Below are 25,305 nucleotides of genomic sequence, written 5' to 3'. Positions count from 1 at the left end.
GCATCACGCCTCCCGACGATGCGCTCCAGTTTCAGCGCGGGCGCGGCGGCGTCTGTCCTGTTTGCGGCGCGGTGTCGGTTTCGAGCCGCCGGCTCACCATTTCCCCGAGGCCCCGCCGCCGCCCGAGCTGCCGCCGCCGAAACTGCCGCCCGAGGAACTGTCCGACCGGTCCCTGGACTCGCGCGCAATGGTGTAGAGCGCGGTGGCGACATGGCCGCAATGCGGGCAGGTCACGGTGCGGCGCCCTTCGCCGGAGGTGACGGTGCTGGCGCGTTTCAGCACCTCGTTGCGCACCGTCACGCCGCGCTGGCCGCAGTTCTCGCAGCTGCGGAACCGCGCGAGGATCGGCGACAGCCAGACCCGCGAGAACATCAGCGCCACCATCCCGCCGAATAGCGCCATGCCCCAGCCGGTCCCGTTGCCCTCGCCCGAGGGTGCAGCGGTGCCGCCCTGGAAAGGCAGCGCGATGGTCTCGATCACGTCGCTGACGCCGGTGGCGATGCCGCCGGGATAGTCATAGCTCCTGAAGGCCGGGAGGAAGCTGCGGTCGACCAGGTCCTCGGCCGCGCCGTCCCAGTCGCGGCCATAGGCCTTGCCCAGCTCGATCCGCATCGCCCGGTCCTGGCGCAGCACCAGCACGAGGATGCCGTCGTTGCGCGCGCTGTCGCCGATGCCCCAGCGGTCGAAGATGCCGGTGGCGAATTCCTCCAGCGACAGGTTCGGCTGAAAATCGCGCTGCGACTTGAGCGTCAGCACGGTCATCTCGATGCCGGTATCGGTCTTCAGCTGCTCCAGCTGCGCCCGCAGCGCCGCCTCGCTCTCGTCGGGCAGGATCCCGGCTTGGTCGTTCACGAAGGGGTTGTCATAGGTCGGCCAGATATCCGCCGCCGCCGGTCCGGCGAACAGGGTCAACACCAGCACAAGCCGCATCAGGAAGGGCATGGAAACACCTCGAAAGTCATTGATCAGGCGCGGCGCGCCCCGGAAAACCCGCCAGCGGGCGCAATGTATGCCCGCCTCCTGCCCGCCATCATGCGCGCGGCCGTGCGCCTTGGCAAAGGATTTACGCCGCCTGCGCCCGCCGGGCCGTATAGGCGCAAAGCCGTTCCAGCGCCGCGCCAAAGGCCTTGTCCTCGATGGTCATGGCCACGCGGATATGCCCCGCCGCAGCCCGGCCAAAGCTTTCGCCCGGCATCACCGCGATGCCCTCCTCCTCGAGCAGGGCAAAGGCAAAGGCCAGCCCGTTCATCCCCGTCGCGCGGATGTCGAGCATCAGATACATCGCCCCGCCCGAGGGGATCAGCCCCACCGTGTTCTGCCGCCCGAGGATCTCGCGCGCCAGCGCGCGCCGCCGCCGGAAGGGCGCGGCGATCTGCTCCTCCAGCCCGGCCCCCAGCGCGAAAAGCGCGGCGTCCTGGATGAAGCCCGGCACGCCGTAGGTCGTCACCGTCGAGAGCGCGATCAGGTTCGAGATGGCCTCGGCCGGTCCGACGATCCAACCGATGCGCGAGCCGGTCATCGCGTGGCTCTTCGACATCGAGCCGACCACCAGCACCCGCTCGGACATGCCGGGCAGGGCGCGCGGGCTCAGGTGCGCGCCTTCCCAGACCTGGGTGTCATAGACCTCGTCCGAGATCAGCCAGAGGTCGCGGTCACGGCAGACGGCGGCGATGCCCTCCATCGTCGCACGGTCATAGACTGCCCCGGTCGGGTTGTTGGGCGAGTTGATGAGCAGCGAACTGGCGCCCTCGGCCGCCGCGTCGATTACCTCGGGGCGGGGCAGAAAACCGTTCTCGGCCCGCGCGGCAACCGGCACCGGCACTGCTCCGACCGAGCGGATGGTGCCGGGGTAGGTGGCGTAATAGGGGTCGATGAACAGCGCCCGCGCACCCTCGGCGCAGGCCGCGTGGTGGGTCATGAACAGCGCCGCCTGGCCGCCCGGCGTTATCAGCACATTGTCGCGCGTGGTCGGCACCCCGCTCTGCGCGCTGACCCGCGCCGCCACCGCATCGCGCAGGGCCGGGATGCCCGGCACCGAGGCATAGCCGGTGTGCCCGCCCCGCGCCGAGGCGTCCATCGCGCCGAGGATGCTCGGGTCGGTGCGCACGTCATGCTCGCCGATGGTCAGCTCGATCACACTCTGCCCGGCCGCGATCATCTGGCGGGCGCGGTAGAACACCTCCCACCCGTCCGAGCCGCCGCCGTTCAGGTTGGTGAGACGAGGGGACAGGCGCATGACAGATCTCCGACAGAATGCCGGGCGCATCCAGTCCGAGCGGCGGGGGAATGTCAACCGCGCGGCGGCAGCGATCCCTGCACCTTCTTCGTCAGCCCCGACCGGATCGTGTCATAGGCCACTTCCAGCCGGTGGCGCAGCTCCTCCTCGGCGGTGCCCCAGGGCAGGTTCACCCAGCTGCGGTGGAAATAGGGCGCCTTCACGCCGACGCCTGCCTCGATCAGCATCTGGGCGGTTTCGGCGTCGGGCGTCTTGACCGAGACGCCCGGCAGCACCGCGCCGATGCAGGCGAACATCTTGCCGCCGACCTTCCAGGCATCATGGCCTCCGCCCCAGGGGTCCGAGACTTCGGCGCCGGGGAATGTGGAACAGATGGCATTGACGATATCACGGTTCATGGCGCGAGGCTGGCAGAGCCGCGCCGCGCATGCAAGACGCTTGATCGGGCGTCGATCCGGGCGTAAGGAGGGGCCATGAAAGCAACCTGCATCATTATTTGCTGCATTATTCCCTGCTGATCACCAGCGGGCCGGTTTCTTTCGTTTTCTCTCCTGAAACAAGTTGCTAAGCCCGCGCCAGCGCCGATGTGCGAGGACTTGGACCATGACGACGATCAGACTGCATAACACCCGGACCCGGTCGAAAGAGGAATTCATTCCAATCGACCCAGACAACGTGCGCATGTATGTCTGCGGGCCCACGGTCTATGACCGCGCCCACCTCGGCAACGCGCGGCCCGTGGTGGTCTTCGACGTGCTCTACCGGCTGCTCAAGCAGGTCTATGGCGCCGGGCACGTCACCTACGTGCGCAACATCACCGACGTCGAGGACAAGATCATCGACCGAGCCGCCGAGCGCGGCATCGCCATCGACGAGCTGACCCGCACCACCACGGACTGGTTCCACCAGGACATGGCGGCGCTTGGGGTCGATTATTCCGCCGATGCTGGCTTCCGCGAGCCGAAGGCCACCGAGCATATCGGCGGCATGATAGCGATGATCGAGGACCTGATCGCCAACGGCAACGCCTATGCCGCCGAGGGCCACGTTCTGTTCCGCGTCCGCTCCTATGCCGATTACGGCAAGCTCTCGGGCCGCTCGGTCGACGACATGATCGCCGGCGCGCGGGTCGAGGTGGCGCCCTACAAGGAGGACCCAATGGACTTTGTCCTCTGGAAACCCTCCAGCGACGACCAGCCCGGCTGGGACAGCCCCTGGGGGCGTGGCCGCCCCGGCTGGCACATCGAATGTTCGGCGATGTCGCTGGCGCTGCTCGGCGAGAGCTTCGACATCCATGGCGGCGGCATCGACCTGCAGTTCCCGCACCACGAGAACGAGATCGCGCAAAGCTGCTGCGCTCACCCCAGGGGCCAGTTCGCCCGTTACTGGCTGCACAATGAGATGCTCCAGGTCGAGGGCAAGAAGATGTCGAAATCGCTCGGCAACTTCTTCACCGTGCGCGACCTGCTGGACCAGGGCGTGCCGGGCGAGGTGATCCGCTTCGTCTTCCTGTCGACGCATTACCGCAAGCCGATGGACTGGACCGAGGCCAAGGCCGCCGGTGCGCGCCGCACCCTGCGCAAGTGGTATGAGCAGACCACCGATGACACCGGCGCGGGCGAGGTCGATCCGGCGATCCTGCGGGCGCTGTCGAATGACCTCAACACCCATGAGGCCATCGCCACGCTGCACGATCTGTCGACGCGGGGCGAGAGTGCCGCGCTGGCCGCGAGCCTGCGCTTCCTCGGCCTGCTGGGCGAGAGCGCACCCGAATGGGCTGCCGAGTCGCCGGTGGATGCTGGCACTACCGCGCTGATCGAACAACTGCTCGCAGCCCGCGCCGAAGCCCGCAAGTCGCGCGACTTCGCCCGCGCCGACGCGCTGCGCGACGGTATCGCTGCGGCGGGGGTCATCGTGATGGATTCGGCCTCGGGCAGCACCTGGGATCTTGGTCCCGACTTCGATCTGGCCAAGCTGGAGGCGCTGAAATGACCCGCGAACGCCTCTCCCTCTATGACACCACGCTGCGCGACGGGCAGCAGACCCAGGGCGTGCAGTTCTCGACCCAGGACAAGGTGCGCATCGCCACCGCGCTCGATGGCCTCGGGATCGACTATATCGAGGGCGGCTGGCCTGGGGCGAACCCCACCGATTCGGCCTTCTTCGAGGCTGCGCCCAGGACCCGCGCCACCATGACCGCCTTCGGCATGACCAAGCGCGCCGGCCGTTCCGCCGACAACGACGAGGTGCTGGCGGCGGTGATGAACGCCAATACCCAGGCGGTCTGCCTCGTCGGCAAGTCGCATGACTACCACGTCGAGACCGCGCTTGGCATCACGCTGCCCGAGAACACCGAGAACATCCGCGCCTCGATCACCCATATCGTGGCCAAGGGCCGCGAGGCGCTCTTCGACGCCGAGCATTTCTTCGACGGCTACAAGGCCAACCCTTCCTATGCGCTGGAAGCGGTGAAGGCCGCGCATGAGGCCGGTGCGCGCTGGGTGGTGCTCTGCGACACCAACGGCGGCACGCTGCCGCATGAGATCGCCGAGATCGTCCGCGCGGTGATCGCCGCCGGCATCCCGGGCGACCGGCTCGGCATCCATTGCCACAACGACACCGAGAACGCGGTTGCGGGTTCGCTCGCGGCGGTCGATGCCGGCGTGCGCCAGATCCAGGGCACGCTGAACGGCCTCGGCGAGCGGTGCGGCAACGCCAACCTCACCTCGCTGATACCGACGCTGCTGCTGAAGGAACCCTACCGCAGCCAGTTCGACACCGGCATCCCCGAGGAGAAACTCAAGGGCCTGCTCAAGATCTCGCGCCTGCTGGACGAGATCCTGAACCGCGTGCCGATGCGCCAGGCGCCCTATGTTGGTGCCTCGGCCTTCGCGCACAAGGCGGGGCTGCATGCCTCGGCGATCCTCAAGGACCCCAGCACCTATGAACATGTCGACCCCTCGGTGGTCGGCAATACCCGCATCATCCCGATGTCGAACCAGGCGGGGCAGTCAAACCTGCGCCAGCGCCTCGCCGATGCCGGGATCGAGGTGCCCAAGGACGACCCGCGCCTGTCGCGAATCCTCGAACGGGTGAAGGAGCGCGAGGACGAGGGCTATGCCTACGACTCCGCCCAGGCGAGCTTCGAGCTGCTGGCGCGCGAGGAACTGGGGCTGCTGCCCGATTATTTCGAGGTAGAACGCTACCGCGTGATCTCGGAGCGCCGCCGCAACGCCAAGGGTCAGGTGGTGGTGGAATCCGAGGCGGTGGTGACGGTCCAGCTCCGCGATGGGTCCAAGCGCACCGGCTACTTCAAGAACGAGCACCCGCAGGACCTGCATGACGACGGCCCGGTCAACGCGCTTTGGCAGGCGCTGAAAACAGACCTCGGCCCCTATCAGGAGCTGATCGAGGACGTCCGCCTGACCGACTTCAAGGTGCGCATCACCAATGGCGGCACCGAGGCGGTCACGCGGGTCATCATCGACTTCCAGGATTCGCAGGCCAGCCGCTGGTCGACGGTCGGGGTCTCGCCGAACATCGTCGACGCCAGCTTCCAGGCGCTCTCGGATGCGATGCGCTGGAAACTGGCGCGCGATTGCGAGGTCTGAGCCGGGCCATGGCCTTTGATGCCGATCTGAACGCCTGCGCGGCGCTGGTGCAGAAGGCCGACCCCGACCGCTTTCTCGCGGTCATGGCTGCGCCGGTGGCGGCGCGGCGCGTGCTCTTCCCGCTCTACGCGATGAACGTCGAGGTCGCCCGCGCGCCCTGGGTCACGACCGAGGAGATGATCGCAGAGATGCGCTTGCAATGGTGGCGCGACGCGCTTGGCGAAATCGCCGGCGGCGGCAAGGTGCGCCGCCACGAGGTGGTGACGCCGCTGGCGGCCGCCATCTCGCCGGAGATTGCTAGGGCATTGGATGAGTTGGTCTCTGCAAGGCGTTGGGATATATACAAAGATCCCTTCGAGGATGCCGCCGACTTCGCCCGCCACATCGACCGCACCTCGGGTGCGCTGCTCTGGGCGGCGGCCTCTTCGATGGGCGCGGCGGAGGAGGGCGTGGTGCGTGATTTCGGCTATGCCGCCGGGGTGGCGAACTGGCTGCGGGCGGTGCCGGAACTGGCGGCGCGTAGGCGGGTGCCCTTGCTCGATGGCACCCCCGAAGGTCTGCGCGCGCTGGCCCGCGATGCGCTGGCCCGGCTGCACCGCGCCCGCGCCAAGCGCGGCGCGGTTTCGCGCGAGGCGGCGCCCGCACTGCTCGCCGGCTGGCAGGCCGGCGCCGTGCTCGCCCTGGCCGAGGCCGAACCGCACCGCGTGGCCGAGGGGCGCCTCGGGCGCAGTGCATTTGCCAATCGTGTCTCGCTTGCCCTGCGCGCCGCGACCGGCCGCTGGTAGTCGCGCTCAGGCGGTCGGCAGCTTCGCCCCGTCACGCCCGTTGGGATAGACCAGCCCCGCCGAGATCACCAGCTTGGCCGCGTCTTCCAGCGTCATGTCTAGCTCGATCACGTCCTCTTCGGGGAAGTAGAGCAGGAAGCCCGAAGTCGGGTTCGGCGTGGTGGGGATGAAGACCCCCATCAGCCGCCCTCCGGTTTCCGCCCGGGCCGAGATCTCGCCCTTGGCCGGCACCGAGATGAAGCCGATGGCCCAGATCCCCTTGCGCGGGTATTGCACCAGGCAGGCCTTCTCGAAGCTGCGTTCGCCCTGGGCGAAGACGGTTTCCGAGATCTGCTTGATGCCGTTGTAGATCGAGCGCACCACCGGCATCCGGTCCACCAGGCTCTCGGCGAAGCGGATCAGCGAGCGGCCGATCAGCCCCTTGGCGATCCAGCCGATGATGATGGTGAAGAAGAAGAAGAAGATGACGCCGACACCGCGCAGGTTGATGCCGATGTAATGCTCAGGCCGGAAGGTCGAGGGGATCAGCGGCAGCACCACGCTGTCGATCCAGCCGGCGACGGCCCAGACCAGCCAGATGGTCAGGCCGACCGGGGCGATCACCACGAGGCCGGTCAGGAAGGAGGCGCGGAGGCCGGCGAAGAGGCCGGATTTGCGGGGATGGGGGTCTTGATCGAAAGGCGTATTCATGGGCGTCCTGCACCGGGGTCGACGCCGAACCTAGGTGCTCGGCACGCGTATCACAATGGGCCGCGCGCGGGCGGAGGCGTCCCGGCGTCGATATTCACCAGCGCCGCCGCGATTTTCGCCGCCAGCCGGGCATTGTTGCGCACCAGCGCGATGTTGGCGGTCAGCGAGCGCCCGTCGGTCGCCTCGAAGATCGCGCTCAGCAGGAAGGGGGTCAGCGCCTTGCCGGTGATGCCCTTGCGGTCGGCCGCGCGCTGCGCGGCGAGGATCACCGGGGCCAGTTCCTCGGCGGCGATCTCGTCACCCTCGGGAATCGGGTTGGCGACCAGCTGGCCGCCCGGCAGCCCCAGCGCGCCGCGGAGACGATGCGCGCGTGCGATCGGTTCCGGCGCGTTCATCCGCAACGGCGCGGGATGGGCCGAGGTCGCCGACCAGAAGGCCGGGAAACTGTCCTGCCGGTAGGCGATCACCGGCACGCCGAGCGTTTCCAGAACCTCCAGTGTCTTGGGGATGTCGAGAATCGCCTTGGCGCCGGCGGCCACCACCGTCACCGGGGTCTGGGCCAGTTCCTGCAGGTCGGCCGAGACGTCGAAGCTCAGCTCGGCGCCGCGATGCACGCCGCCGATACCGCCGGTGGCAAAGACCTCGATGCCTGCATAGCGCGCCGCGATCATCGTCGCCGCCACCGTGGTCGATCCGGTGCCGCCGGTCGCAAGGCAGGCAGCCAGGTCGGCGCGGCTCAGTTTGGCGACGTTGCGCGCCTGGCCGAGGCGCTGCAATTGGCCGTTCTCCAAGCCGATATGCAGCACGCCTTCCAGCACCGCGATGGTCGCTGGCACCGCGCCGCCGGCACGGATGTCGCCCTCGACCTTGCGCGCCACCTCGACGTTCTGCGGCCAGGGCATCCCGTGGGTGATGATGGTGCTTTCCAGCGCCACCACCGGCTTGCCCTCGGCGCGCGCGGCCTTCACCTCCTGCGAATATGACAGCTCGATCATGACGGCATCTCTCCCGAAACGTAACGCGCTGCCGCCTGCAGCGCCTCTTCCAGGGCCGCCGCGCGTCCGGCGCCGGCCCGTTCGGCGGCGATATGCGCCGCCATGAATGTGTCGCCGGCCCCGGTCACCCGGGTCACCAGCACCTGCGGCGGCACCGCGCTGTGGCAGGCGTCGCAATCCGCCTCGGTCGCCGCGCGCCCGCCGTCGGTCACCAGCACCCGCCTGGCGCCGCGCGCCAGCAGACCGGCGGCGGCGCGCTCGGTATCGGCGAACTCGCTCTGGCACAGGATCCCGGCCTCTTCGAGGTTGACGTAGAGCGTCGCCCGGCCATGGGCCACGAAGGGCTGCAACCGCTCGGCCTTGCCGGGCGAGGCCGGGGCGACCCGCAGGTCCGCCGCCGAGAAGGCCGGGCTCGCCGCGATGGTTTCCAGCAGCGCCCGCGTGAGGTTGCCGTCCAGCGCGATGCATCCCGCATAGGGCGCGCCGGCATGGCCGAGCGGCCCGGTTGTCAGCGGCCGCAGGATCTTGTCGCCCGCCGCCTCCAGGGAATGCGCGTCGGCAATGGCGGCGATCAGCCCGTTCGCCCCCTCGACCGCCATGTAGCGGTCGGTCGGCAGGTCGTCGGAACGGTAGAGATGCGCCGTCTCCATCCCGAGGCCCCGGCAGGCGGCCACCAGTTCATCGCCCTCGGGGTCGCGGCCGATGGCGCTGAGGAGCACCGGGCGCAGCCCGAAGCGCGCCAGGGTCATCGCGATGTTCATGGCGACGCCGCCCGGCAGGCGGGTGATCCGGCCGGGCACGTCCGAGCCCTGCCGCATGTGGCTGGCCGACCGCCCGATGATGTCCCACAGGACGCTGCCGATGCAGAGGATCTCGCTCATGCCGGACTTGTGCGCTCAATTTCGGCGCCGTGCAAGCCGATGCGCGGGCAGCGGGGCAGGGCCTTCGGGCCGCGCGCCTTCGGTCGGCGGTGCATTGGGGGCGCTGCCCCCGCCGCGCGTGCCGCGCGGCCCCCCCGGAGATATTTTTGAAGAAGAGAAATCAGGGGTCAGGCGAAGGGATCCACCGGATAGCCGACACCTGCGAGGTAGAGTCCTTGCGGCGGGCAGACCGGGCCGCAGGCGGCGCGGTCGCGCGCCTCGAGCGCGGCCTTCACGTCGTCGGGGCTCCAGGCCCCGGCGCCGACGCGTTCCAGCGTGCCGACGAAGCTGCGCACCTGGTTGTGCAGGAAGGAGCGTGCGCGCACGTCGAACTGCACCTCCGGGCCGGAGCGGCCCTCGACCGCGCGCACCTCCAGCAGGTCCAGCGTCTTGAGCGGGCTTGCCGCCTGGCAGATCGACGAGCGGAAGGTGGTGAAATCGTGCCGTCCGACCAGATGCGCCGCCGCCGCCTGCATGGCCCTGACGTCGAGCGAGTTCTTCACCTGCCAGACCAGCCCCGCGTCATGCGTCGCCGGGGCGCGCCGCATCAGCAGGCGGAAGATATAGCGCCGTTCCAGCGCCGAGAAACGGGCGTGCCAGGCGTCATCGACCAGCGCGCAGTCGACAATCGCCACCGGGTTCGGCTTGAGGTGATGGTTCAGCGCCTCGGAAAGGCGGAACGGCTCCCAGTCGCGCTCCATGTCGCAATGCGCGACCTGAGCAAGGCCATGCACCCCGGCATCGGTGCGCCCGGCGGCGGCGATGGTATGGGCGCGCGGTTCCAGCCGGGCCAGAGCCGCCTCGATCGCGCCCTGGACCGAGGGCAGGTCGGCCTGACGCTGCCACCCTGCGAAGGGCGCGCCGTGATATTCGACCTTGAGAGCATAGCGGGGCATGGCGTCTGGTAGCGTGGCGGCCGGGGCGGGGCAAGGGTGGCGCGTCGGCGCAAAGGCGCGCCTCTGCCTTATTCCCTTTCCCTGCCGCGCTGCCTTGCCTATCTTGAAGGGCAGGCAGATGGGGCAGGGCTTCCAAGCGTGGTGATTTCGACGATAGCCGACGGCGTGGTGCGTTCCGCCGACCGTCTGGGCGACCTTGTGACCGGCCGCGCCTTCGAGCCGGTGCTGCGCATCGGCGTGACCGGGCTGGCGCGGGCCGGCAAGACCGTCTTCATCACCTCGCTGATTGCCAACCTGATCGACCGGGGCCGGATGAGCGGACTTGCCGCCGCGCAGGAGGGGCGGATCGTTGCCGCCTACCTGCAGCCGCAGCCCGACGATACCGTGCCGCGCTTCGACTACGAGAGCCACATCGCCGCGCTGACCGGGGCCAACCCGCATTGGCCCGAGAGCACCCGCACCATCTCGGAGCTGCGGCTCTCGCTCAAGGTGCGCCCGACCGGGCTGCTGGCCGGGTTGCAGGGGCCGCGGACGCTGCATCTCGACATCGTGGATTATCCGGGCGAATGGCTGCTCGACCTGGGGCTGCTCGAGAAATCCTTTGCCGACTGGTCGGCCGCAACGCTGAAGAAGCTGCAAACCCGGCCCGAGGCGACCGCCTTCCTGGCGCAGCTGAGGGCCGAGGATCCCGACGCCAAGCTGGAGGAGCCCCGCGCCCAGGCGCTGGCCGCCGCCTTCACCGACTACCTGCACGAGGCCCGCAGGGCCGGCTGGTCCGACCTCGCGCCGGGGCGCTTCCTGCTGCCCGGCGAACTCGCCGGTTCGCCGGTGCTGACCTTCGCGCCGCTGCCGCCGACGCAGGCGCCACGCGGCAGCCTTTCCCGCGAGATGGAACGCCGTTTCGAGGCCTACAAGGCGCAGGTGGTGCAGCCCTTCTTCCGCGACCACTTTGCCCGGATCGACCGGCAGGTGGTGCTGGTCGACGTGCTGGGCACGCTGCATCGCGGCCCCGAGGCGGTGGCCGACATGCGCGCAACCCTGGCCGAGACGCTGAGCGCCTTCCGCCCCGGCCGCACCGCCTTCCTGACCCGGTTGCTCGGCGGGCGGCGGGTCGAGAAGATCCTCTTCGCCGCCACCAAGGCCGACCATTTGCACCACAGTCAGCACGCGCGGCTCACCCACCTGATCGAGGCACTGGTGAAGCAGGCCTCGGAGCGTGCCCGTTTTGCCGGGGCCGAGACCGGCGCGCTGGCCATCGCCGCGCTGCGCGCCACCACCGAGGAAGAGCGCGACCATGGCGGCGAGGTGCTGAAGATGGTGCGCGGCCGGCTGCTGAAGGACGACAAGCAGGCGGCCTTCTACCCGGGCGACCTGCCCGAGGATCCTTCGCATGTCCTCGCGGGCGAGGGTCTGGGGGATTTCCAGGCGATGGCCTTCGCGCCCGCGCCGATGACCCTGCGCCCCGGCGACGGCCCGCCGCACATCCGCCTCGACCGCGCGGCGCAGTTCCTGATCGGAGACCGGCTGTGAGACTCGCCCTGCGCCCGGCAGGCCCCGCGGATGCCTTTGCGATGGGCGACATCCTCTGGCATTTCCAGCACCAGCACGACTGGATGCCCGAACTCTACAGCCTTGCCGAATGCGTGACCTTCTGCCGCGCGATGATCGAGCGCGGCTGGTGCACCATCGCCGAGCTTGCCGGCGAGGTCGGCGGCTTTCTGGCCCGCGACGCCGAGGAGATCTGCGCGCTCTACATCGCCGATCCGGCGAAGGGGCGCGGGGCAGGGCGGCTGCTGGTGGAGCACGCCAAGGCGCGCAGCGACCGGCTGGAGCTTCGCTGTGTCGAGCCCAACCTCGCCGCGCGCGGCTTCTACGCGGCGCAGGGCTTCGTCGAAGCAGGCACTGCGCCCAGGGGCGAGGACAACCTGCCCGCCATCACCTATGTCTGGCCGAAGGAGGGCAAAGCATGACCCGCGGCCCGGTGCTGATCGATGTCGACGAGGCGGCGGATGTCGCCAATGCGCCGCCGGTGCCCGAGACCGTGCAATCGCTGCCCGAGGCGCGGGGCGAGGCCATGGCCATGGCCGCCCGGCTTGCGGCGCGGCCGCCCTCGCGACTGGCGCGCTGGTTCTGGGGGCTGGCCGGGGCGGCGCTTGGCGCTGTGATCTCGGTCGCGGCCTGGGACTTCGTGCTCTCGCTGCTCGACCGGATGCCGCTGCTGGGCTGGATCGTCACCGCGATCCTTGTCGCGCTGCTGTTCGTGGCGCTGCTGATAATGCTGCGCGAACTGGTGGCGATCTCGCGCCTGGGCCGCATCGACAAGCTGCGCCGCGCCGCCGATGCCGCGCTGGCGGGCAACGACCTCGTGGCCGCCCGCGACGTGGCGCGCCGGCTTGTCGCCTTCTACGGCCACCGCCCCGAAACCAGCTGGGGCCGCGACCGCCTGTCGGCGCGGATGGAGGAGCAGTTCGATGCCTCTGCCGTGCTGCAACTGGCCGAGGCCGAGCTGCTGGCCCCGCTCGACGCTGCCGCCACCCGCGAGGTCGAGGCCGCCGCGCGCCAGGTGGCCACCGTCACCGCGCTAGTGCCGCTGGCGCTGGCTGATGTGCTGACCGCGCTCACCGCCTCGCTGCGGATGATCCGCCGCATCGCCGAGATCTACGGCGGCCGGTCCGGCCTGATCGGCAGCTGGCGGCTGACCCGCGCGGTCTTTACCCATCTCGTCGCCACCGGCGCGGTGGCGGTGGGCGATGACCTGCTGGAGCCGGTGCTGGGCGGCTCGCTGCTGACCAAGCTCTCGCGCCGCTTCGGCGAGGGGCTGGTGAACGGCGCGCTCTCGGCGCGGGTCGGGGTCGCGGCCATCGAGGTCTGCCGCCCGCTCGCCTTCAGCGAGGGCCGCCGCCCCTCGGTCCGCGGCATCGTCCGCCGGGCGTTGACGGGGCTGTTCGGGAAGAGCGAGGGGTAGGGGGCGTCCTTCCATACGCCCAATCCCCGCGCCACCCCGCCCGGAATCAAGCCATGGGCGCCGGGCGAGCGCCGGCCCGTCCCGGCGGGCTGGCGCTTTGTCGACGACAGGCGACGCTCAGGGATTGTCCGGATTTGGCCGGGATAAAGCGCCGACCTCGATCGTAGCAGCGCCATCCCACGGGCCGGCGCTCGCCCGGTGCTACGCAACTCGAAGAGTAGGCGCTCTCACCCGCAGGGGCATCGCAGGAGCATAGCCGCTCCCCCAATCCCCGCGCCACCCGCCCGGAATCAAGCCGAAGGCGCCGGGCGAGCGCCGGCCCGCCCCGACGGGCTGGCGCTTTGTCACCGGCGCACTGCGCTCGGAGGTCACACGGTCTTGGCAGGCATTAAGCGCCCGCCACAGAGCTTGCAGCGCCATCCGACGGGCCGGCGCTCGCCCGGCTTGGCCTTACCCCCGCCCACGATAGGGCGGCACGCCCTGGTCGGGGATCCAGACGCCCTCGGGCACCGGCCCGGTCTGGTAGAAGACGTCGATCGGCATCCCACCGCGCGGATACCAGTATCCGCCGATGCGCAGCCACCGGGGCGCCAGCAGGTCCACCAGCCGGCGCGCGACCATCACCGTGCAGTCCTCGTGGAAGGCGCCGTGGTTGCGGAACGAGCCGAGGAACAGCTTCAGCGACTTGCTCTCGACCAGCCAGCCTTCGGGCACGTAGTCGATCACCAGATGCGCGAAATCGGGCTGTCCGGTCATCGGGCAGAGCGAGGTGAACTCGGGCGCGGTGAAGCGGACGCAATAGGCGTGTTCGCCTTGCGTGTTCTCGACCCGTTCGAGCACGGCCTCCTCGGGGCTGGCGGGCAGGGTGCTTGCGCCGCCCAGTTGGGTCAGGCCGGAATACTTGCTGTCTGTCATGGCATCGCTCTCCTGGATGGGCGGGCTCATATCCGATCCGCGGGCCCGGGCAAAGGGCCGCGCCTTGACCACTTTACCACCTCGGGCCCTTGCGCCTATAAGCGCCGCATGACCAGGTGTTTCCGCATTCCCCGGCGAATTACGAACCCGGCGCCCTGAGACAGGAAGCGCCGGGCGAAGGTGTCCGAGCATCGCACCGACCTGAGACATCCAGACCGATTATCCGAAGGACGCCGCCATGTGCGCCGAGACCGTTGACTACAAAGACACGCTGAACCTGCCCAAGACCGATTTCCCGATGCGCGCGGGACTGCCCAAGCGCGAGCCCGAATGGCTTGCCCGGTGGGAGCGGATCGGCGTCTATGACAAGCTGCGCGACACTGCCGGCGATCGTCCGCCCTTCACGCTGCACGACGGCCCTCCCTATGCCAACGGCAACCTCCATATCGGCCACGCGCTGAACAAGACGATCAAGGACATGATCGTCCGCTCGCACCAGATGATGGGCTTTGAAAGCCGCTACATCCCCGGCTGGGACTGCCACGGCCTGCCGATCGAATGGAAGATCGAGGAGAAATACCGCGAGAAGGGGCAGGACAAGGACGATGTCGACGTAGTCGACTTCCGCCAGGAATGCCGCAAGTTCGCCGAAAGCTGGGTCGATATTCAGCGCGCCGAGTTCAAGCGGCTGGGCGTCACCGGCAACTGGGCCAACCCCTACCTCACGATGGATTTCCACGCCGAGCGGGTGATCGCCGAGGAGTTCCAGAAGTTCCTGATGAACGGCACGCTCTATCTCGGCTCCAAGCCGGTGATGTGGTCGCCGGTGGAACAGACCGCGCTGGCAGAGGCCGAGGTCGAGTATCACGACAAGGAAAGCCCGACCGTCTGGGTGAAGTTCCGGGTCGCGGAAAGCGGTGGCGAACTCGCCGGCGCCTATGTCGTGATCTGGACCACCACGCCCTGGACCATGCCCTCGAACAAGGGCGTCGTCTTCGGCGAGAAGATCGCCTACGGCCTCTACGAGGTCACCGGCACGCCGGATGAATGCTGGGCCAATGTCGGTGACCGCTACATCCTCGCCGATGAACGCGCCGCCGACGTGATGAACCGCGCCCGGCTGGACGACAGCATGTATCGGCGTTTGTCGGATGTATCGATCGATGATCTTTGGCATGTAAAGTTGGAACACCCGCTCGCCGGGGCCGAGGGCGGCAACGGCGAATGGGACGACCCGCGCGACTTCCGCGCCGCCGACTTCGTCACCGATGAGGAAGGCACCGGCTTTGTCCACTGCGCGCCGAGCCACGGGATGGAGGAATTCGAGCTTTACCGCGACCTCGGGATGCTCGAGCAGGTCATCACCTACAACGTGATGGAAGACGGCTCGTTCCGGGCCGACCTGCCGTTCTTCGGCGGCAAGCACATCCTTGCGGCCAAGGCCAAGAAGGGCGATTGGGAGGGCGACGCCAACGCCGCAGTCATCGCCAAGCTGATCGAAGTTGGCGGACTGCTGGCCCGTGGCAAGATCAAGCACAGCTACCCGCATTCCTGGCGCTCCAAGGCGCCGGTGATCTACCGCAACACGCCGCAATGGTTCGCCGCCATCGACCGCCCCTGCAACGACGGGCAGGACACCTATGGCAAGACCATCCGCGAACGCGCGCTGACCAGCATCGACCAGCTGGTGAAATGGACGCCGCAGACCGGGCGCAACCGGCTCTACTCGATGATCGAGGTGCGGCCCGATTGGGTGCTCTCGCGCCAACGCGCCTGGGGCGTGCCGCTGACCTGCTTCACCAAGAAGGACGCGTTGCCGACCGATCCGGACTTCCTGCTGCGCGACCCCAAGGTGAATGCCCGCATCCTCGAGGCCTTCGAGGCCGAAGGGGCGGATGCCTGGTACAAGCCGGGCGCCAAGGAACGCTTCCTCGGCAACGACCATGACGCCGACGCCTATATCCAGGTCTTCGACATCCTCGACGTCTGGTTCGATTCCGGCTCGACCCATGCCTTCGTGCTGCGCGACCGCCCGGATGGAACCAAGGACGGCATCGCCGACGTCTACATGGAAGGCACCGACCAGCACCGCGGCTGGTTCCACTCGTCGATGCTGCAGGCCTGCGGCACCATCGGCCGTGCGCCCTATCGCAACGTGGTGACCCATGGTTTCACGCTCGACGAGAAGGGCAACAAGATGTCCAAGTCGCTGGGCAACATCATTGCCCCGCAGAAGATCGTCGACGAATACGGCGCCGATATCCTGCGGCTCTGGGTGGCGCAGACCGACTATACCGCCGACCAGCGCATCGGGCCCGAGATCCTGAAGGGCGTCTCCGACAGCTATCGCCGCCTGCGCAACACCATGCGCTACATGCTCGGATCGCTGAACGACTTCACCGAGGCCGACCGGGTTGCACCCGCCGACATGCCCGAGCTGGAACGCTGGGTGCTGCACCGCCTTGCCGAGCTCGACGCGACGGTGCGCGAGGGCTATGCCAAGTTCGACTTCCAGGGCGTGTTCAGCGCAGTGTTCAACTTTGCCACGGTGGACCTCTCGGCCTTCTACTTCGACATCCGCAAGGACGCGCTCTACTGCGACGGCGACACGCCGCGCCGCCGGGCCGCCCGAACGGTGCTCGACCTGCTGTTCCACCGCCTGACCACCTGGCTGGCCCCGATCCTGGTCTTCACCATGGAAGAGGTCTGGCTCGAACGGTTCCCCGGCGAGGACAGCTCGGTTCACCTGGTCGACATGCCCGCCACCCCGGCGGAATGGCGCGACGAGGCGCTGGCGCAGAAATGGTCGGCGATCCGCCGCGTGCGCCGCGTCGTCACCGCGGCGCTGGAGGTGCAGCGCACGGACAAGGTGATCGGCGCCTCGCTCGAGGCCGCGCCGACCGTGCATGTCGAGGATGCCGCGACGCTTGCCGCCCTCAAGACGGCCAGCTTCGACGATATCTGCATCACCTCCGGCATCCAGCTCACCGCCGACCCGAGCCCGTCCGAGGCCTTCCGCCTGCCCGAGATCGAGGGCGTTGGCGTGGTCTTCGAAAAGGCCGAGGGCGACAAGTGCCAGCGCTGCTGGAAGATCCTGCCCGACGTCGGCAACCATGCGCACCCGGGCGTCTGCGCCCGCTGCAACAGCGCGCTGGGTTAAGGTTGTGCCGGCGTCCCGAAAGGGGCGCCGGCTACCTTCAATCGACCGAAAACGCGCAACCCGGCCCGCTATGGTTGTAAGTTTGACGTTGTTTTCCTGAATCGTTTGCACTCGGCATCAACATGCCCTTATCCTTGGGCCAGTAACGCCGGCGGTTTACCTGTTCGTGCTCCCGATACTTTTCCCTTCCACCGCTGAGAGTCGCCTTGCTTCGCCGCCAGTCCCCGAATTTCGACAAGACCTCCTTCCTCGGCGGCCCCAGCGAGATGGCGGCGCGCATCCGCGCCTTCGACTGGACGGATCATCCCCTCGGCCCTCCGGACAGCTGGCCCGAGGCGCTGCGCGCGGCGCTCGGCATCGCGCTGAACTCGGCCTTTCCGACCTGCATCTACTGGGGCTCCGAGCTGCGGCTGCTCTACAACGACAGCTGGTCGGCGATCCCCGGCCCGCGCCACCCCGGCTGCCTCGGCGAACCGGCGGCCGAGGTCTGGTCGGACATCTGGCACATCATCGAGCCGCAGTTCCTGCAGGCGATCACCACCGGGCAGGGCGTCTTCCTGCAGGACCAGATGCTGCCGATGCGCCGCTTCGGGGTCGAGGAAGAGACCTACTGGACCTACAACTTTACCCCCATCCTGCTCGATGACGGCTCGATCGGCGGCATCTTCAACTCGGGCCACGAGACCACCCGCCAGGTGCTCCAGCAGCGCTCGACCCAGCTGCTGCTGGAACTGAGCGACGTCTTCCGCACCGTGCCGCGGGTCGAGGAAGTCCGGGCCCAAGCGCTCGACCTGCTGGGCCGGCACCTCGCCGCCGACCGCGTCGGCCTGCGCGCCTGGACCGACAAGGGGCCGACCCCCTCCTTCGCGATCATCGACCAATGGGTCGCCGAGGGCGTGGCGCGGATATCCGAGACCGACAGCTACCCGAGCGGCGCCGAGGACTTCTGGAACGACATCCTCGATGGCCATGTCATCCGTCTCGACGGCTCCGACCCGAACCGCAGCAACGTCGCGCCCGACATCCTCAAGGCGCTCGGCTGCGAGGCCGCCCTGGCGGTGCCATGGGTCGAGGAGGGGGTGACGACCTCGATCCTCTTCGTCCACTCCCGCCGCGCCCGGCACTGGACCGATCTGGAGATCGAGACCGTCGAGGCCGTCCTCGGCCGCATGATGAACCTCATCGAACGCGCCCGCGCCGCCGAGCGCGAGCGGCTGATGAACCGCGAGATCAACCACCGCTCGCGCAACCTGCTATCGGTGGTGCTGGCGATGGTCCGTCTCGCGCGGGTCGAGGCGCCCGACGTCATGCGCAACAAGCTGATGGACCGCATCGCCGCCCTGTCACGGAACAACTCGCTGATCTCCGAACAAAGCTGGCAGCCGGTGACGCTGACCCAGCTGATGAACCAGGAGTTCTCGCCCTACGCCAGCGCCGAACGGCGGCTGTTCACCCTGAACGGGCCCGACGTGGTGCTGACCTCGGATGCCTCGCAGGCGATGGGGATGGTCCTCCACGAACTGGTGACCAACGCCGCCAAATACGGCGCGTTAAAGGGGGACGGCGGCCATGTCGAGGTCGACTGGACCCTGTCCGACGACCGCCGGCTGCGTATCAACTGGGTCGAAACCTCCTGCGAGCATATCACCGGCGACGGCCTGTCCGACCCTGGCTTCGGCTCCAAGCTGATGCAGCTGATGATCGAGCGTCAGCTTGCGGGCAGCATGACCCGGCGGCTGGATTCGACCGGGCTCACCTGCATCATCGACGTCCCCTGGGAGGATGCCCGCGACCTGGGCCAGGGCGCGGCCGGCTGAGAGCCTGCGCGGTCAGCTGCCCTCGACCGGGATCATCGTGCCCTGCAGCGCGGCGACGTGCCGCCGCTTGCCCTCGGCCTCGGCCCAGACGTCGGCCGCCACGATCACCAGCCGGCGGCCGGGCTTCAGCACCCGGCCCTCGGCCACCAGCCGCCCCATGCCGGGCGACATCAGGTTGATCTTCATCTCGACCGTCAGCACATCGACATCCGCCGGCATGACCGTCAGCGCCGCATAGCCCGCCGCCGTATCGCCGAGGGCAAAGATCAGACCGGCGTGCGAATATCCGGCCTGCTGGCGAAAGCCGTCGCTGACCGGCGCCGCGATGGTGACGCGGCCTTCCTCGACCGAGACCAGCTCGGCACCAGCCGTCGTCATCATCGTCTGCCGCGCAAAGCTGTCGCGGATACGGCTCTCGTTCTGATTCACGGCCGGTCCTCAGTCCCAGCAGCTCACGAGCACGGTCATGCCATCGGCCAGGCGGTTCAGCTCGTCCGGGCTGATCGCGCCCCGGTCGCTGCTGTCCTGCGGCGTGACGCCGACCGAGGCGAGCAGCGCGCGCAGCGCGGTGGCGTCGGTGGCGAGGCTCACGTTCTCGGGCAGCACCCGGTTTCCGGTGGGCGCCGGCAGCAGCATCCCCACGACGCCGCCGCTGATGTCGATCACCGGCCCGCCGGCATCGCCGGGCAGGCTTGCCAGCGCCAGGCGCTGCTGTTCGGCCTCGCCGTTCAGCCCCTTGACGTCGGCCAGCGTGCCGAAGGTCAGCGTCGGCCCGCCAAGCACGCCCTCGTAGGAGTAGCCCGACACGGCGATCTCGGACTGCAGCCGAAGCGTGTCCTCGCGCAGCTTGGCCACAGCAATCGGCGCCAGCGGGTCGGTCGGGCGCAGCACGGCCACGCCCAGGCCCTCGTCCGTGGCAACAACCTCGGCGCGGTGGTCCTGCTCGACGGTGATCCGGCTGCACTGCTGCACCGCCTCGATGGTGGTGACGATGGTGCCCTTCGGGTCGATGTAGAAGCCCGAGCGCGAGACCTTCGGACGGCGCACCTCGAGCCCCGAGACGAGGTCGATATGCTGCTCGCTGTCGGCACCGGCGGCCGGGTCTAGCACGCCGGGAACGCGTGCAAAGCTCGACTTCATCGCGGTCAGCACCCGCTCACGGCGCTCTTCGTCGCCCGTCGGCCAGATCAGGGTAAAGCCCTTGATCTCGCCGCCCTCGAGCGTGGCCTCGGTGTAGGAGACGAAATCGCGCCCGCGGCCTTCCAGGGTGAAGCTGTCGCCCGATTTCGAGCGCGGGCCTTCCAGCGGCACGATCTCCAGCGTCTGCATGATGTCGTAGAGACCGTAGAGCGTGTTGCGATCACCCGGCTGCGAGATCAGCAGCACCCGCACGCCCAGCGAGCCGGTGGAATCGTAATGCGCAAACGGCGGTTCATAGCGCGAGAAGGCGACCTCGGCGGCGGGAATGTCCATCCGGATGCCGGCCTGCGCGTCGGTGTGCGATGCCATGCCGACGCTGAGGATCGGCGCATTGTACTGATCCATCAGCATCTTGCGCTGCATCGTGGTCAGCACGCCGGTCGGCTCCAGCCCGTTGAACGACTGCCATTCACCCATCGAGCGGCGGGTGCCGGCACCGAAGGCCCCGTCGATGGACGAGTTGTAGAACCCGGCCGACGCCAACGCGACCTGCAGTGCCTTGCGCTCTTCCGCGCTCAGCGCGGCCTCGGTGCGGCGTGCCTCGGCGGGGCTTTCGGTGTCGACCATGGGCGCCGGAGCAGGGGCCGGGGGGGCGACCACCACCGCTGTCTCGACCTGCGGCTGCGGGGCGGGGGTCTCGGCGACCGGGGCCACCGGGGTCTCTTCGACCGCGACCGGCGCCGCGCTCTCGGCCACCGGCGCTGTGGCCGGCGCCTGCGTCAGCGCATTGGCCCCGACGGGCCAGTATTGCTGCCCGAAATTGCGGCTGAAGGCGATGAAGGAATCCTGCGGGATCTGCTGCTGCGCCCGGTAGACCTCTAGCACCCGTTCGGCGTCGGCGCGGGTATAGGGGCCAAGGACGATGCCATACCAGCTTCCCCCCAGCGCGAAGCCGTTCACGTCGGCCAGCACGCCAGAGTAGAGTTGCGCGCGCTCCTGCGCGACGCGAAGCGAAGGATGCGCCTCGATCTGCACCCAGACGGTGTCGTCACTGGTCTGTGCGGCGGCACTGGTCGCGGTCAGGGTCAAAAGGACCATGATCGCGGCAAACAGGTTTTTCATCGTTCGTCCCGTAAATCTCGTTGCATGAACTCGGGGGGCAGATAATCAGGAAAGCTGTGCAAAGGCCATGCCTTTCGGGGCCATTTTCACGCCCTGTTGCGCCTGTGACCGCATGGCGTTGACCGCACCGGACGGTGCGCATAGGAAGGAGCCGCGCAGGGCCGGGGCCCGGCGTTCAGGTGGTGCAGGACGAAGACGATGAACCAGACCCAAGGCGCTCCGCGCTCTTTCCAGGAAATCATCCTGCGGTTGCAGGCTTACTGGGCGTCGAAGGGCTGCGCCGTGCTGCAGCCCTATGACATGGAAGTGGGCGCCGGTACCTTCCACCCGGCCACCACGCTGCGCTCGCTCGGCAGCGCGCCCTGGGCCGCCGCCTACGTGCAGCCCTCGCGCCGCCCGACCGACGGGCGCTATGGCGAGAACCCCAACCGGCTGCAGCATTATTACCAGTACCAGGTGCTGATCAAACCCAGCCCGCCGGACCTTCAGGCGCTCTATCTCGGCAGCCTCGAGGCCATCGGCATCGACATGGGCCTGCACGACATCCGCTTTGTCGAGGACGACTGGGAATCGCCCACGCTCGGCGCCTGGGGGCTGGGCTGGGAGGTCTGGTGTGACGGCATGGAAGTCAGCCAGTTCACCTATTTCCAGCAGGTCGGCGGCCATGACTGCGCGCCGGTCTCGGGCGAGCTGACCTATGGCCTTGAACGCCTTGCCATGTATGTACTCGGGATCGAGCACGTGATGGACATGCCGTTCAATGACCCGCAGTCGCCGATCCCGCTGAGCTATGGCGACGTCTTCAAGCAGACCGAAGAGGAATACGCCCGCTGGAACTTCGACGTGGCCAATACCGATGTGCTGCTCAAGCACTTCGAGGAGGCCGAGGCCGAGTGCCGCGCGATCCTCGACCAGCCGGCGGACGACCCCAAGACCGGCAAGCGCATCGTCATGGCGCACCCGGCCTATGACCAGTGCATCAAGGCCAGTCACATCTTCAACCTGCTCGACGCCCGCGGCGTGATCTCGGTGACCGAACGTCAGGCCTATATCGGCCGGGTCCGGGCGCTGGCCAAGCAATGCGCCGATGCATTCGTGACCACCAAGGCAGGCGGATACGCGGCGTGAACGGAAAGGTCATCGGAACCGTGCTGATCCTGTCCGGAGCCATCGCGGGTGCAGCGCTCTACTACCTTCAGGTCTATGGCTATTACCACGAGGTAAAGGCCGTGGCCGGCGAGGACGTGACCCTCGTCAGCCTCAGCAGCGGGGAACCCGAGCCGATCCTCTACGACAACTTCCAGGCCATCGACGCCGACAGCTCACCGATCCGGTACCGGGCCTGCTTCACCACCACGATGACCCAGGCCACGCTGAGCGAAACCTACGTCGCCGCCGAGAAACCGCAGCCGCGCAATGCGCCCGGCTGGTTCGATTGCTTCGACGCCGAGAAGATCGGCGAGGAACTGGCGAACGGCACCGCCATCGCCTTCCTCGGCCACAAGAACATCCACTACGGGGTCGACCGGATCGTCGCCATCACCAGCGATGGGCGCGGCTATGTCTGGAACGACCTGAACAATTGCGGCGAAAAGGCCTATGACGGCACCCAGGTGGGCGAAGACTGCCCGCCGCGTCCCGAGACCGGCCAGTAACCCCGCCATCCGCCAGCCTGAGCGAAAGACACGCCGATGCCCGACCTTCTGATCGAACTCTTCTCCGAGGAAATCCCCGCCCGGATGCAGGCGCGCGCCGCCGAGGATCTGCGCGCGAAGGTCACCGAGGGGCTGGTGCAGGCCGGTCTGACCTATTCCGGCGCCGCGGCCTTTGCCACGCCCCGCCGCCTGGCGCTGACGGTGCAGGGTCTTCCCGCCGCCTCGCCGGCGCTGAAGGACGAACGCCGCGGGCCGAGGGCCGATGCGCCCGAGAAGGCTATCGAGGGCTTCCTGAAAAGCACCGGCCTGACCCGCGACCAGCTCGAAGAGCGCGAGACGCCGAAGGGTACCATGCTCTTCGCCGTGATCGACAAGCCCGGCCGCGCCGCGCCCGAGATCGTTGCCGAGGTGCTGGCGGATACGATCCGCACCTTCCCCTGGCCCAAGTCGATGCGCTGGGGCAACGGTTCCCTGCGCTGGGTGCGCCCGCTGCAGTCGATCCTCTGCATCCTCACCGATGAGGGCGGCGCCGAGGTGGTTCCGATGGAGATCGAGGGCATCGCCGCAGGCAACACCACGGAAGGCCACCGCTTCATGGCGCCGGGGCGTTTTCCGGTATCCTCCTTCGAGGATTACATCGCGAAGCTCAAGCGCAACCACGTGATCCTGAACGCCACCGAGCGCGCCGATCACATCTGGCACGACGCCCAGAACCTGGCCTTCGCCGCCGGGCTGGAAGTGGTCGAGGACAAGGGTCTGCTGGCCGAGGTCGCTGGGCTGGTCGAATGGCCGGTGGTGCTGATGGGCCCTATCGGCGAGGACTTCCTGCACCTGCCGGCCGAGGTGCTGCAGACCTCGATGCGCGAGCATCAGAAGTTCTTCTCGGTGAAGAACCCCAAGACGGATCGCATCGAACGCTTCATCACCGTGGCCAACCGCGAGACCGCCGACAATGGCGCAACCGTGCTGGCGGGCAACCGCCGCGTGCTCTCGGCCCGCCTGTCGGATGCGCGCTTCTTCTGGGAGAATGACCTGCGGGTCGCCAAGGCGGGCATGGGCGAATGGCTCGACAGCCTCGCCAATGTGACCTTCCACAACAAGCTCGGCTCGCAGGCCGAACGCATCGCCCGCATCGCCGCGCTTGCGCGCGAGCTGGCGCCGATGGTGGGCGCGGATGCCGGCAAGGCCGAAACCGCCGCGCGGCTGGCCAAGGCCGATCTCTCCTCGGACATGGTCGGGGAATTCCCGGAACTTCAAGGCGTTATGGGGCGCTATTACATCGAGGCCTCGGGCGGCGACGCCGAGGTTGCGGCGGCGGCGCAGCAACATTACTCGCCGCTCGGCCCCTCCGACGACGTGCCGACCGCGCCGGTTTCGGTCGCCGTGGCGCTGGCCGACAAGCTTGATACGCTGACCGGCTTCTGGGCCATCGACGAGAAGCCGACGGGCAGCAAGGACCCCTTCGCGCTGCGCCGTGCAGCGCTGGGGGTGATCCGCCTGGTGCTGACCAACGGGCTGACCCTGCACCTCGACCGGCTGATCGACGCGCAACTGCTGCGCCACGACATCGAAGTGCATTCGGGCGAAGAAGCCGAGCTGCGCGACGAGCTGCTCCGCGAAATCGCGCAGCACGGCGTCTTCGGCGCGGCGACCAAGGCGCTGATCGAGACCCTCGGCGAAAACGCACCGGCCTGGCTGGAAAAGATCACCGGGCATGTGCCGGATACCAGCGACGACCTGCTGGCCTTCCTGCACGACCGCCTCAAGGTCTACCTGCGCGACCAGGGCATCCGCCACGACATCATCGACGCCTGCCTCGCCATGCCGGGCAACGACGACCTGACCCTGCTGGTCAAGCGCGCCGAGGCGCTGAACGGGGTGCTGAAGACCGAGGAGGGCGTGAACCTGCTGCAGGGCTTCAAGCGCGCCAACAACATCCTGACCCAGGCGGAAACCGCCGACGGGGTGGAATATTCCTTCGGCGCCGACCGCAAGCTGGCCCAGGTGCCGGAGGAGACCGCTCTGTTCGACGCGCTCGACGCCGCCGAGAAGGCGATCCGACCGGCGCTCGATCAGCAGGACTTCCCTGCGGCGGTGGCGGCCATGGCGGCCCTGCGCGCTCCGGTCGATGCCTTCTTCGAAGCGGTCAAGATCAACGACGATTCGCCCGTGATCCGCCGCAACCGGCTGAACCTGCTGAGCCAGATCCGCAAGACCTGCACCTCGGTCGCCGACCTCACCCGCGTCGAAGGCTAGGCGCGAAGCCGTTTCCAAACGGCTTCGCAGGCAGCCGCCTGCGCAAGGGCTTTCGAAAGCCCTTGCCAGCCCGCGTACCCAGGACCCCTTGCGCGATGTCGCAGCGGGCCTATTGTGCAACGGTCTTTCCGAGGTGCCGCAG

At 68.3% G+C, this 25,305-nt stretch carries 21 protein-coding genes; 11 read left to right on the top strand and 10 right to left on the bottom strand.

The window, feature by feature from the left end; all coding sequences use genetic code 11:
- Nucleotides 1–93: 93 nt before the first annotated feature.
- The 3 genes from IE266_RS12990 to IE266_RS12980 all read right to left on the bottom strand — a co-directional run bounded on the left by IE266_RS12990 (nt 94) and on the right by IE266_RS12980 (nt 2,634).
- On the bottom strand, nt 94–942 hold the full coding sequence (locus tag IE266_RS12990; RefSeq protein ID WP_189680525.1) for a TPM domain-containing protein: 849 nt from the start codon (nt 940–942) through the stop codon (nt 94–96).
- A gap of 121 nt (nt 943–1,063) precedes the next feature.
- Nucleotides 1,064–2,236: a pyridoxal phosphate-dependent aminotransferase gene (locus IE266_RS12985; RefSeq protein WP_189680524.1), complete on the bottom strand. Its 1,173-nt coding sequence runs from the start codon at nt 2,234–2,236 to the stop codon at nt 1,064–1,066.
- Nucleotides 2,237–2,289: 53 nt separating this feature from the next.
- Nucleotides 2,290–2,634: an MmcQ/YjbR family DNA-binding protein gene (locus tag IE266_RS12980; protein ID WP_189680523.1), complete on the bottom strand. Its 345-nt coding sequence runs from the start codon at nt 2,632–2,634 to the stop codon at nt 2,290–2,292.
- A gap of 205 nt (nt 2,635–2,839) precedes the next feature.
- Here IE266_RS12980 and cysS point away from each other — a divergent pair, with 205 nt between their 5' ends.
- The 3 genes from cysS to IE266_RS12965 are packed head-to-tail and all read left to right on the top strand — an operon-like array spanning nt 2,840 to nt 6,632.
- Nucleotides 2,840–4,228 (top strand): cysteine--tRNA ligase, encoded by a 1,389-nt coding sequence (gene cysS / locus IE266_RS12975; protein WP_189680522.1) that lies wholly within the window; start codon nt 2,840–2,842, stop codon nt 4,226–4,228.
- Nucleotides 4,225–5,847 (top strand): citramalate synthase, encoded by a 1,623-nt coding sequence (gene cimA, locus IE266_RS12970; protein WP_189680521.1) that lies wholly within the window; start codon nt 4,225–4,227, stop codon nt 5,845–5,847. The genes cysS and cimA overlap by 4 nt, the downstream gene beginning before the upstream one ends.
- Before the next feature lie 8 nt (nt 5,848–5,855).
- Nucleotides 5,856–6,632 carry a squalene/phytoene synthase family protein gene (locus IE266_RS12965; protein ID WP_189680520.1) on the top strand — a complete coding sequence of 259 codons (777 nt, stop codon included), beginning with the start codon at nt 5,856–5,858 and terminating at the stop codon, nt 6,630–6,632.
- 6 nt (nt 6,633–6,638) lie between these two features.
- Here the strand turns inward: IE266_RS12965 and IE266_RS12960 are convergent, their stop codons facing one another.
- From IE266_RS12960 to truA, 4 genes are all read right to left on the bottom strand, one after another.
- Entirely contained in the window at nt 6,639–7,322 is a 684-nt protein-coding gene (locus tag IE266_RS12960; RefSeq protein ID WP_189680519.1) for a DUF502 domain-containing protein, read from the bottom strand.
- Between the two features lie 50 nt (nt 7,323–7,372).
- Complete coding sequence (locus IE266_RS12955) at nt 7,373–8,317, bottom strand: pseudouridine-5'-phosphate glycosidase (RefSeq protein WP_189680518.1); 945 nt, start codon at nt 8,315–8,317, stop codon at nt 7,373–7,375.
- Nucleotides 8,314–9,198 carry a PfkB family carbohydrate kinase gene (locus IE266_RS12950; protein ID WP_189680517.1) on the bottom strand — a complete coding sequence of 295 codons (885 nt, stop codon included), beginning with the start codon at nt 9,196–9,198 and terminating at the stop codon, nt 8,314–8,316. Before IE266_RS12950 ends, IE266_RS12955 begins: the two co-directional genes overlap by 4 nt.
- A gap of 167 nt (nt 9,199–9,365) precedes the next feature.
- Complete coding sequence (gene truA / locus IE266_RS12945) at nt 9,366–10,133, bottom strand: tRNA pseudouridine(38-40) synthase TruA (protein WP_189680516.1); 768 nt, start codon at nt 10,131–10,133, stop codon at nt 9,366–9,368.
- Between the two features lie 138 nt (nt 10,134–10,271).
- Here truA and IE266_RS12940 point away from each other — a divergent pair, with 138 nt between their 5' ends.
- From IE266_RS12940 to IE266_RS12930, 3 genes are read left to right on the top strand one after another with little or no spacing between them, the layout of a single operon-like run.
- Nucleotides 10,272–11,663 carry a YcjX family GTP-binding protein gene (locus IE266_RS12940; protein WP_189680515.1) on the top strand — a complete coding sequence of 464 codons (1,392 nt, stop codon included), beginning with the start codon at nt 10,272–10,274 and terminating at the stop codon, nt 11,661–11,663.
- A complete protein-coding gene (locus IE266_RS12935; RefSeq protein ID WP_189680514.1) occupies nt 11,660–12,103 on the top strand; it encodes a GNAT family N-acetyltransferase in 444 nt (147 codons plus the stop codon). Before IE266_RS12940 ends, IE266_RS12935 begins: the two co-directional genes overlap by 4 nt.
- Nucleotides 12,100–13,098, top strand: a complete 999-nt coding sequence (locus IE266_RS12930; protein ID WP_189680513.1) for a YcjF family protein — start codon at nt 12,100–12,102, stop codon at nt 13,096–13,098. Before IE266_RS12935 ends, IE266_RS12930 begins: the two co-directional genes overlap by 4 nt.
- A 450-nt stretch (nt 13,099–13,548) precedes the next feature.
- Here IE266_RS12930 and queF read toward each other — a convergent pair whose 3' ends face one another.
- Nucleotides 13,549–14,013 carry a preQ(1) synthase gene (gene queF / locus IE266_RS12925; RefSeq protein ID WP_189680512.1) on the bottom strand — a complete coding sequence of 155 codons (465 nt, stop codon included), beginning with the start codon at nt 14,011–14,013 and terminating at the stop codon, nt 13,549–13,551.
- Between the two features lie 238 nt (nt 14,014–14,251).
- On the opposite strand from queF, the gene ileS reads away from it, so the two are divergent.
- Nucleotides 14,252–17,173 carry an isoleucine--tRNA ligase gene (ileS, locus tag IE266_RS12920; RefSeq protein ID WP_189680511.1) on the top strand — a complete coding sequence of 974 codons (2,922 nt, stop codon included), beginning with the start codon at nt 14,252–14,254 and terminating at the stop codon, nt 17,171–17,173.
- Nucleotides 17,174–17,379: 206 nt separating this feature from the next.
- Nucleotides 17,380–18,990, top strand: coding sequence for a sensor histidine kinase (locus IE266_RS12915; RefSeq protein ID WP_229864089.1), 1,611 nt, complete (start codon nt 17,380–17,382; stop codon nt 18,988–18,990).
- A 12-nt stretch (nt 18,991–19,002) separates the two neighbouring features.
- On the opposite strand, the gene IE266_RS12910 is transcribed toward IE266_RS12915, so the two are convergent.
- A complete protein-coding gene (locus IE266_RS12910) occupies nt 19,003–19,419 on the bottom strand; it encodes a PaaI family thioesterase (RefSeq protein WP_229864088.1) in 417 nt (138 codons plus the stop codon).
- Between the two features lie 9 nt (nt 19,420–19,428).
- Nucleotides 19,429–21,252: a serine protease gene (locus IE266_RS12905; RefSeq protein ID WP_189680510.1), complete on the bottom strand. Its 1,824-nt coding sequence runs from the start codon at nt 21,250–21,252 to the stop codon at nt 19,429–19,431.
- Nucleotides 21,253–21,450: 198 nt separating this feature from the next.
- Between IE266_RS12905 and IE266_RS12900 the strand changes: the two genes are divergently transcribed.
- Genes IE266_RS12900 through glyS form a run of 3 tightly spaced genes read left to right on the top strand, consistent with a single transcriptional unit; the run spans nt 21,451 to nt 25,163 of the window.
- Nucleotides 21,451–22,380, top strand: a complete 930-nt coding sequence (locus IE266_RS12900; protein WP_189680509.1) for a glycine--tRNA ligase subunit alpha — start codon at nt 21,451–21,453, stop codon at nt 22,378–22,380.
- A complete protein-coding gene (locus tag IE266_RS12895; protein WP_189680508.1) occupies nt 22,377–22,907 on the top strand; it encodes a DUF6446 family protein in 531 nt (176 codons plus the stop codon). The genes IE266_RS12900 and IE266_RS12895 overlap by 4 nt, the downstream gene beginning before the upstream one ends.
- 36 nt (nt 22,908–22,943) lie before the next feature.
- Nucleotides 22,944–25,163, top strand: a complete 2,220-nt coding sequence (gene glyS, locus IE266_RS12890) for a glycine--tRNA ligase subunit beta (RefSeq protein WP_189680507.1) — start codon at nt 22,944–22,946, stop codon at nt 25,161–25,163.
- Nucleotides 25,164–25,305: the final 142 nt, after the last annotated feature.

This window comes from Seohaeicola zhoushanensis, assembly GCF_014656415.1.
Classification (GTDB): domain Bacteria; phylum Pseudomonadota; class Alphaproteobacteria; order Rhodobacterales; family Rhodobacteraceae; genus Seohaeicola_A; species Seohaeicola_A zhoushanensis.
This window is presented reverse-complemented; position numbering and strand designations above follow the sequence as displayed.

Coding starts and splice junctions, on each gene's coding strand:
- IE266_RS12990 (WP_189680525.1), bottom strand. CDS start 942: ATGCCCTTCCTGATGCGGCTTGTGCTGGTGTTGACCCTGTTCGCCGGA.
- IE266_RS12985 (WP_189680524.1), bottom strand. CDS start 2,236: ATGCGCCTGTCCCCTCGTCTCACCAACCTGAACGGCGGCGGCTCGGAC.
- IE266_RS12980 (WP_189680523.1), bottom strand. CDS start 2,634: ATGAACCGTGATATCGTCAATGCCATCTGTTCCACATTCCCCGGCGCC.
- cysS (WP_189680522.1), top strand. CDS start 2,840: ATGACGACGATCAGACTGCATAACACCCGGACCCGGTCGAAAGAGGAA.
- cimA (WP_189680521.1), top strand. CDS start 4,225: ATGACCCGCGAACGCCTCTCCCTCTATGACACCACGCTGCGCGACGGG.
- IE266_RS12965 (WP_189680520.1), top strand. CDS start 5,856: ATGGCCTTTGATGCCGATCTGAACGCCTGCGCGGCGCTGGTGCAGAAG.
- IE266_RS12960 (WP_189680519.1), bottom strand. CDS start 7,322: ATGAATACGCCTTTCGATCAAGACCCCCATCCCCGCAAATCCGGCCTC.
- IE266_RS12955 (WP_189680518.1), bottom strand. CDS start 8,317: ATGATCGAGCTGTCATATTCGCAGGAGGTGAAGGCCGCGCGCGCCGAG.
- IE266_RS12950 (WP_189680517.1), bottom strand. CDS start 9,198: ATGAGCGAGATCCTCTGCATCGGCAGCGTCCTGTGGGACATCATCGGG.
- truA (WP_189680516.1), bottom strand. CDS start 10,133: ATGCCCCGCTATGCTCTCAAGGTCGAATATCACGGCGCGCCCTTCGCA.
- IE266_RS12930 (WP_189680513.1), top strand. CDS start 12,100: ATGACCCGCGGCCCGGTGCTGATCGATGTCGACGAGGCGGCGGATGTC.
- queF (WP_189680512.1), bottom strand. CDS start 14,013: ATGACAGACAGCAAGTATTCCGGCCTGACCCAACTGGGCGGCGCAAGC.
- ileS (WP_189680511.1), top strand. CDS start 14,252: ATGTGCGCCGAGACCGTTGACTACAAAGACACGCTGAACCTGCCCAAG.
- IE266_RS12905 (WP_189680510.1), bottom strand. CDS start 21,252: ATGAAAAACCTGTTTGCCGCGATCATGGTCCTTTTGACCCTGACCGCG.
- IE266_RS12900 (WP_189680509.1), top strand. CDS start 21,451: ATGAACCAGACCCAAGGCGCTCCGCGCTCTTTCCAGGAAATCATCCTG.
- glyS (WP_189680507.1), top strand. CDS start 22,944: ATGCCCGACCTTCTGATCGAACTCTTCTCCGAGGAAATCCCCGCCCGG.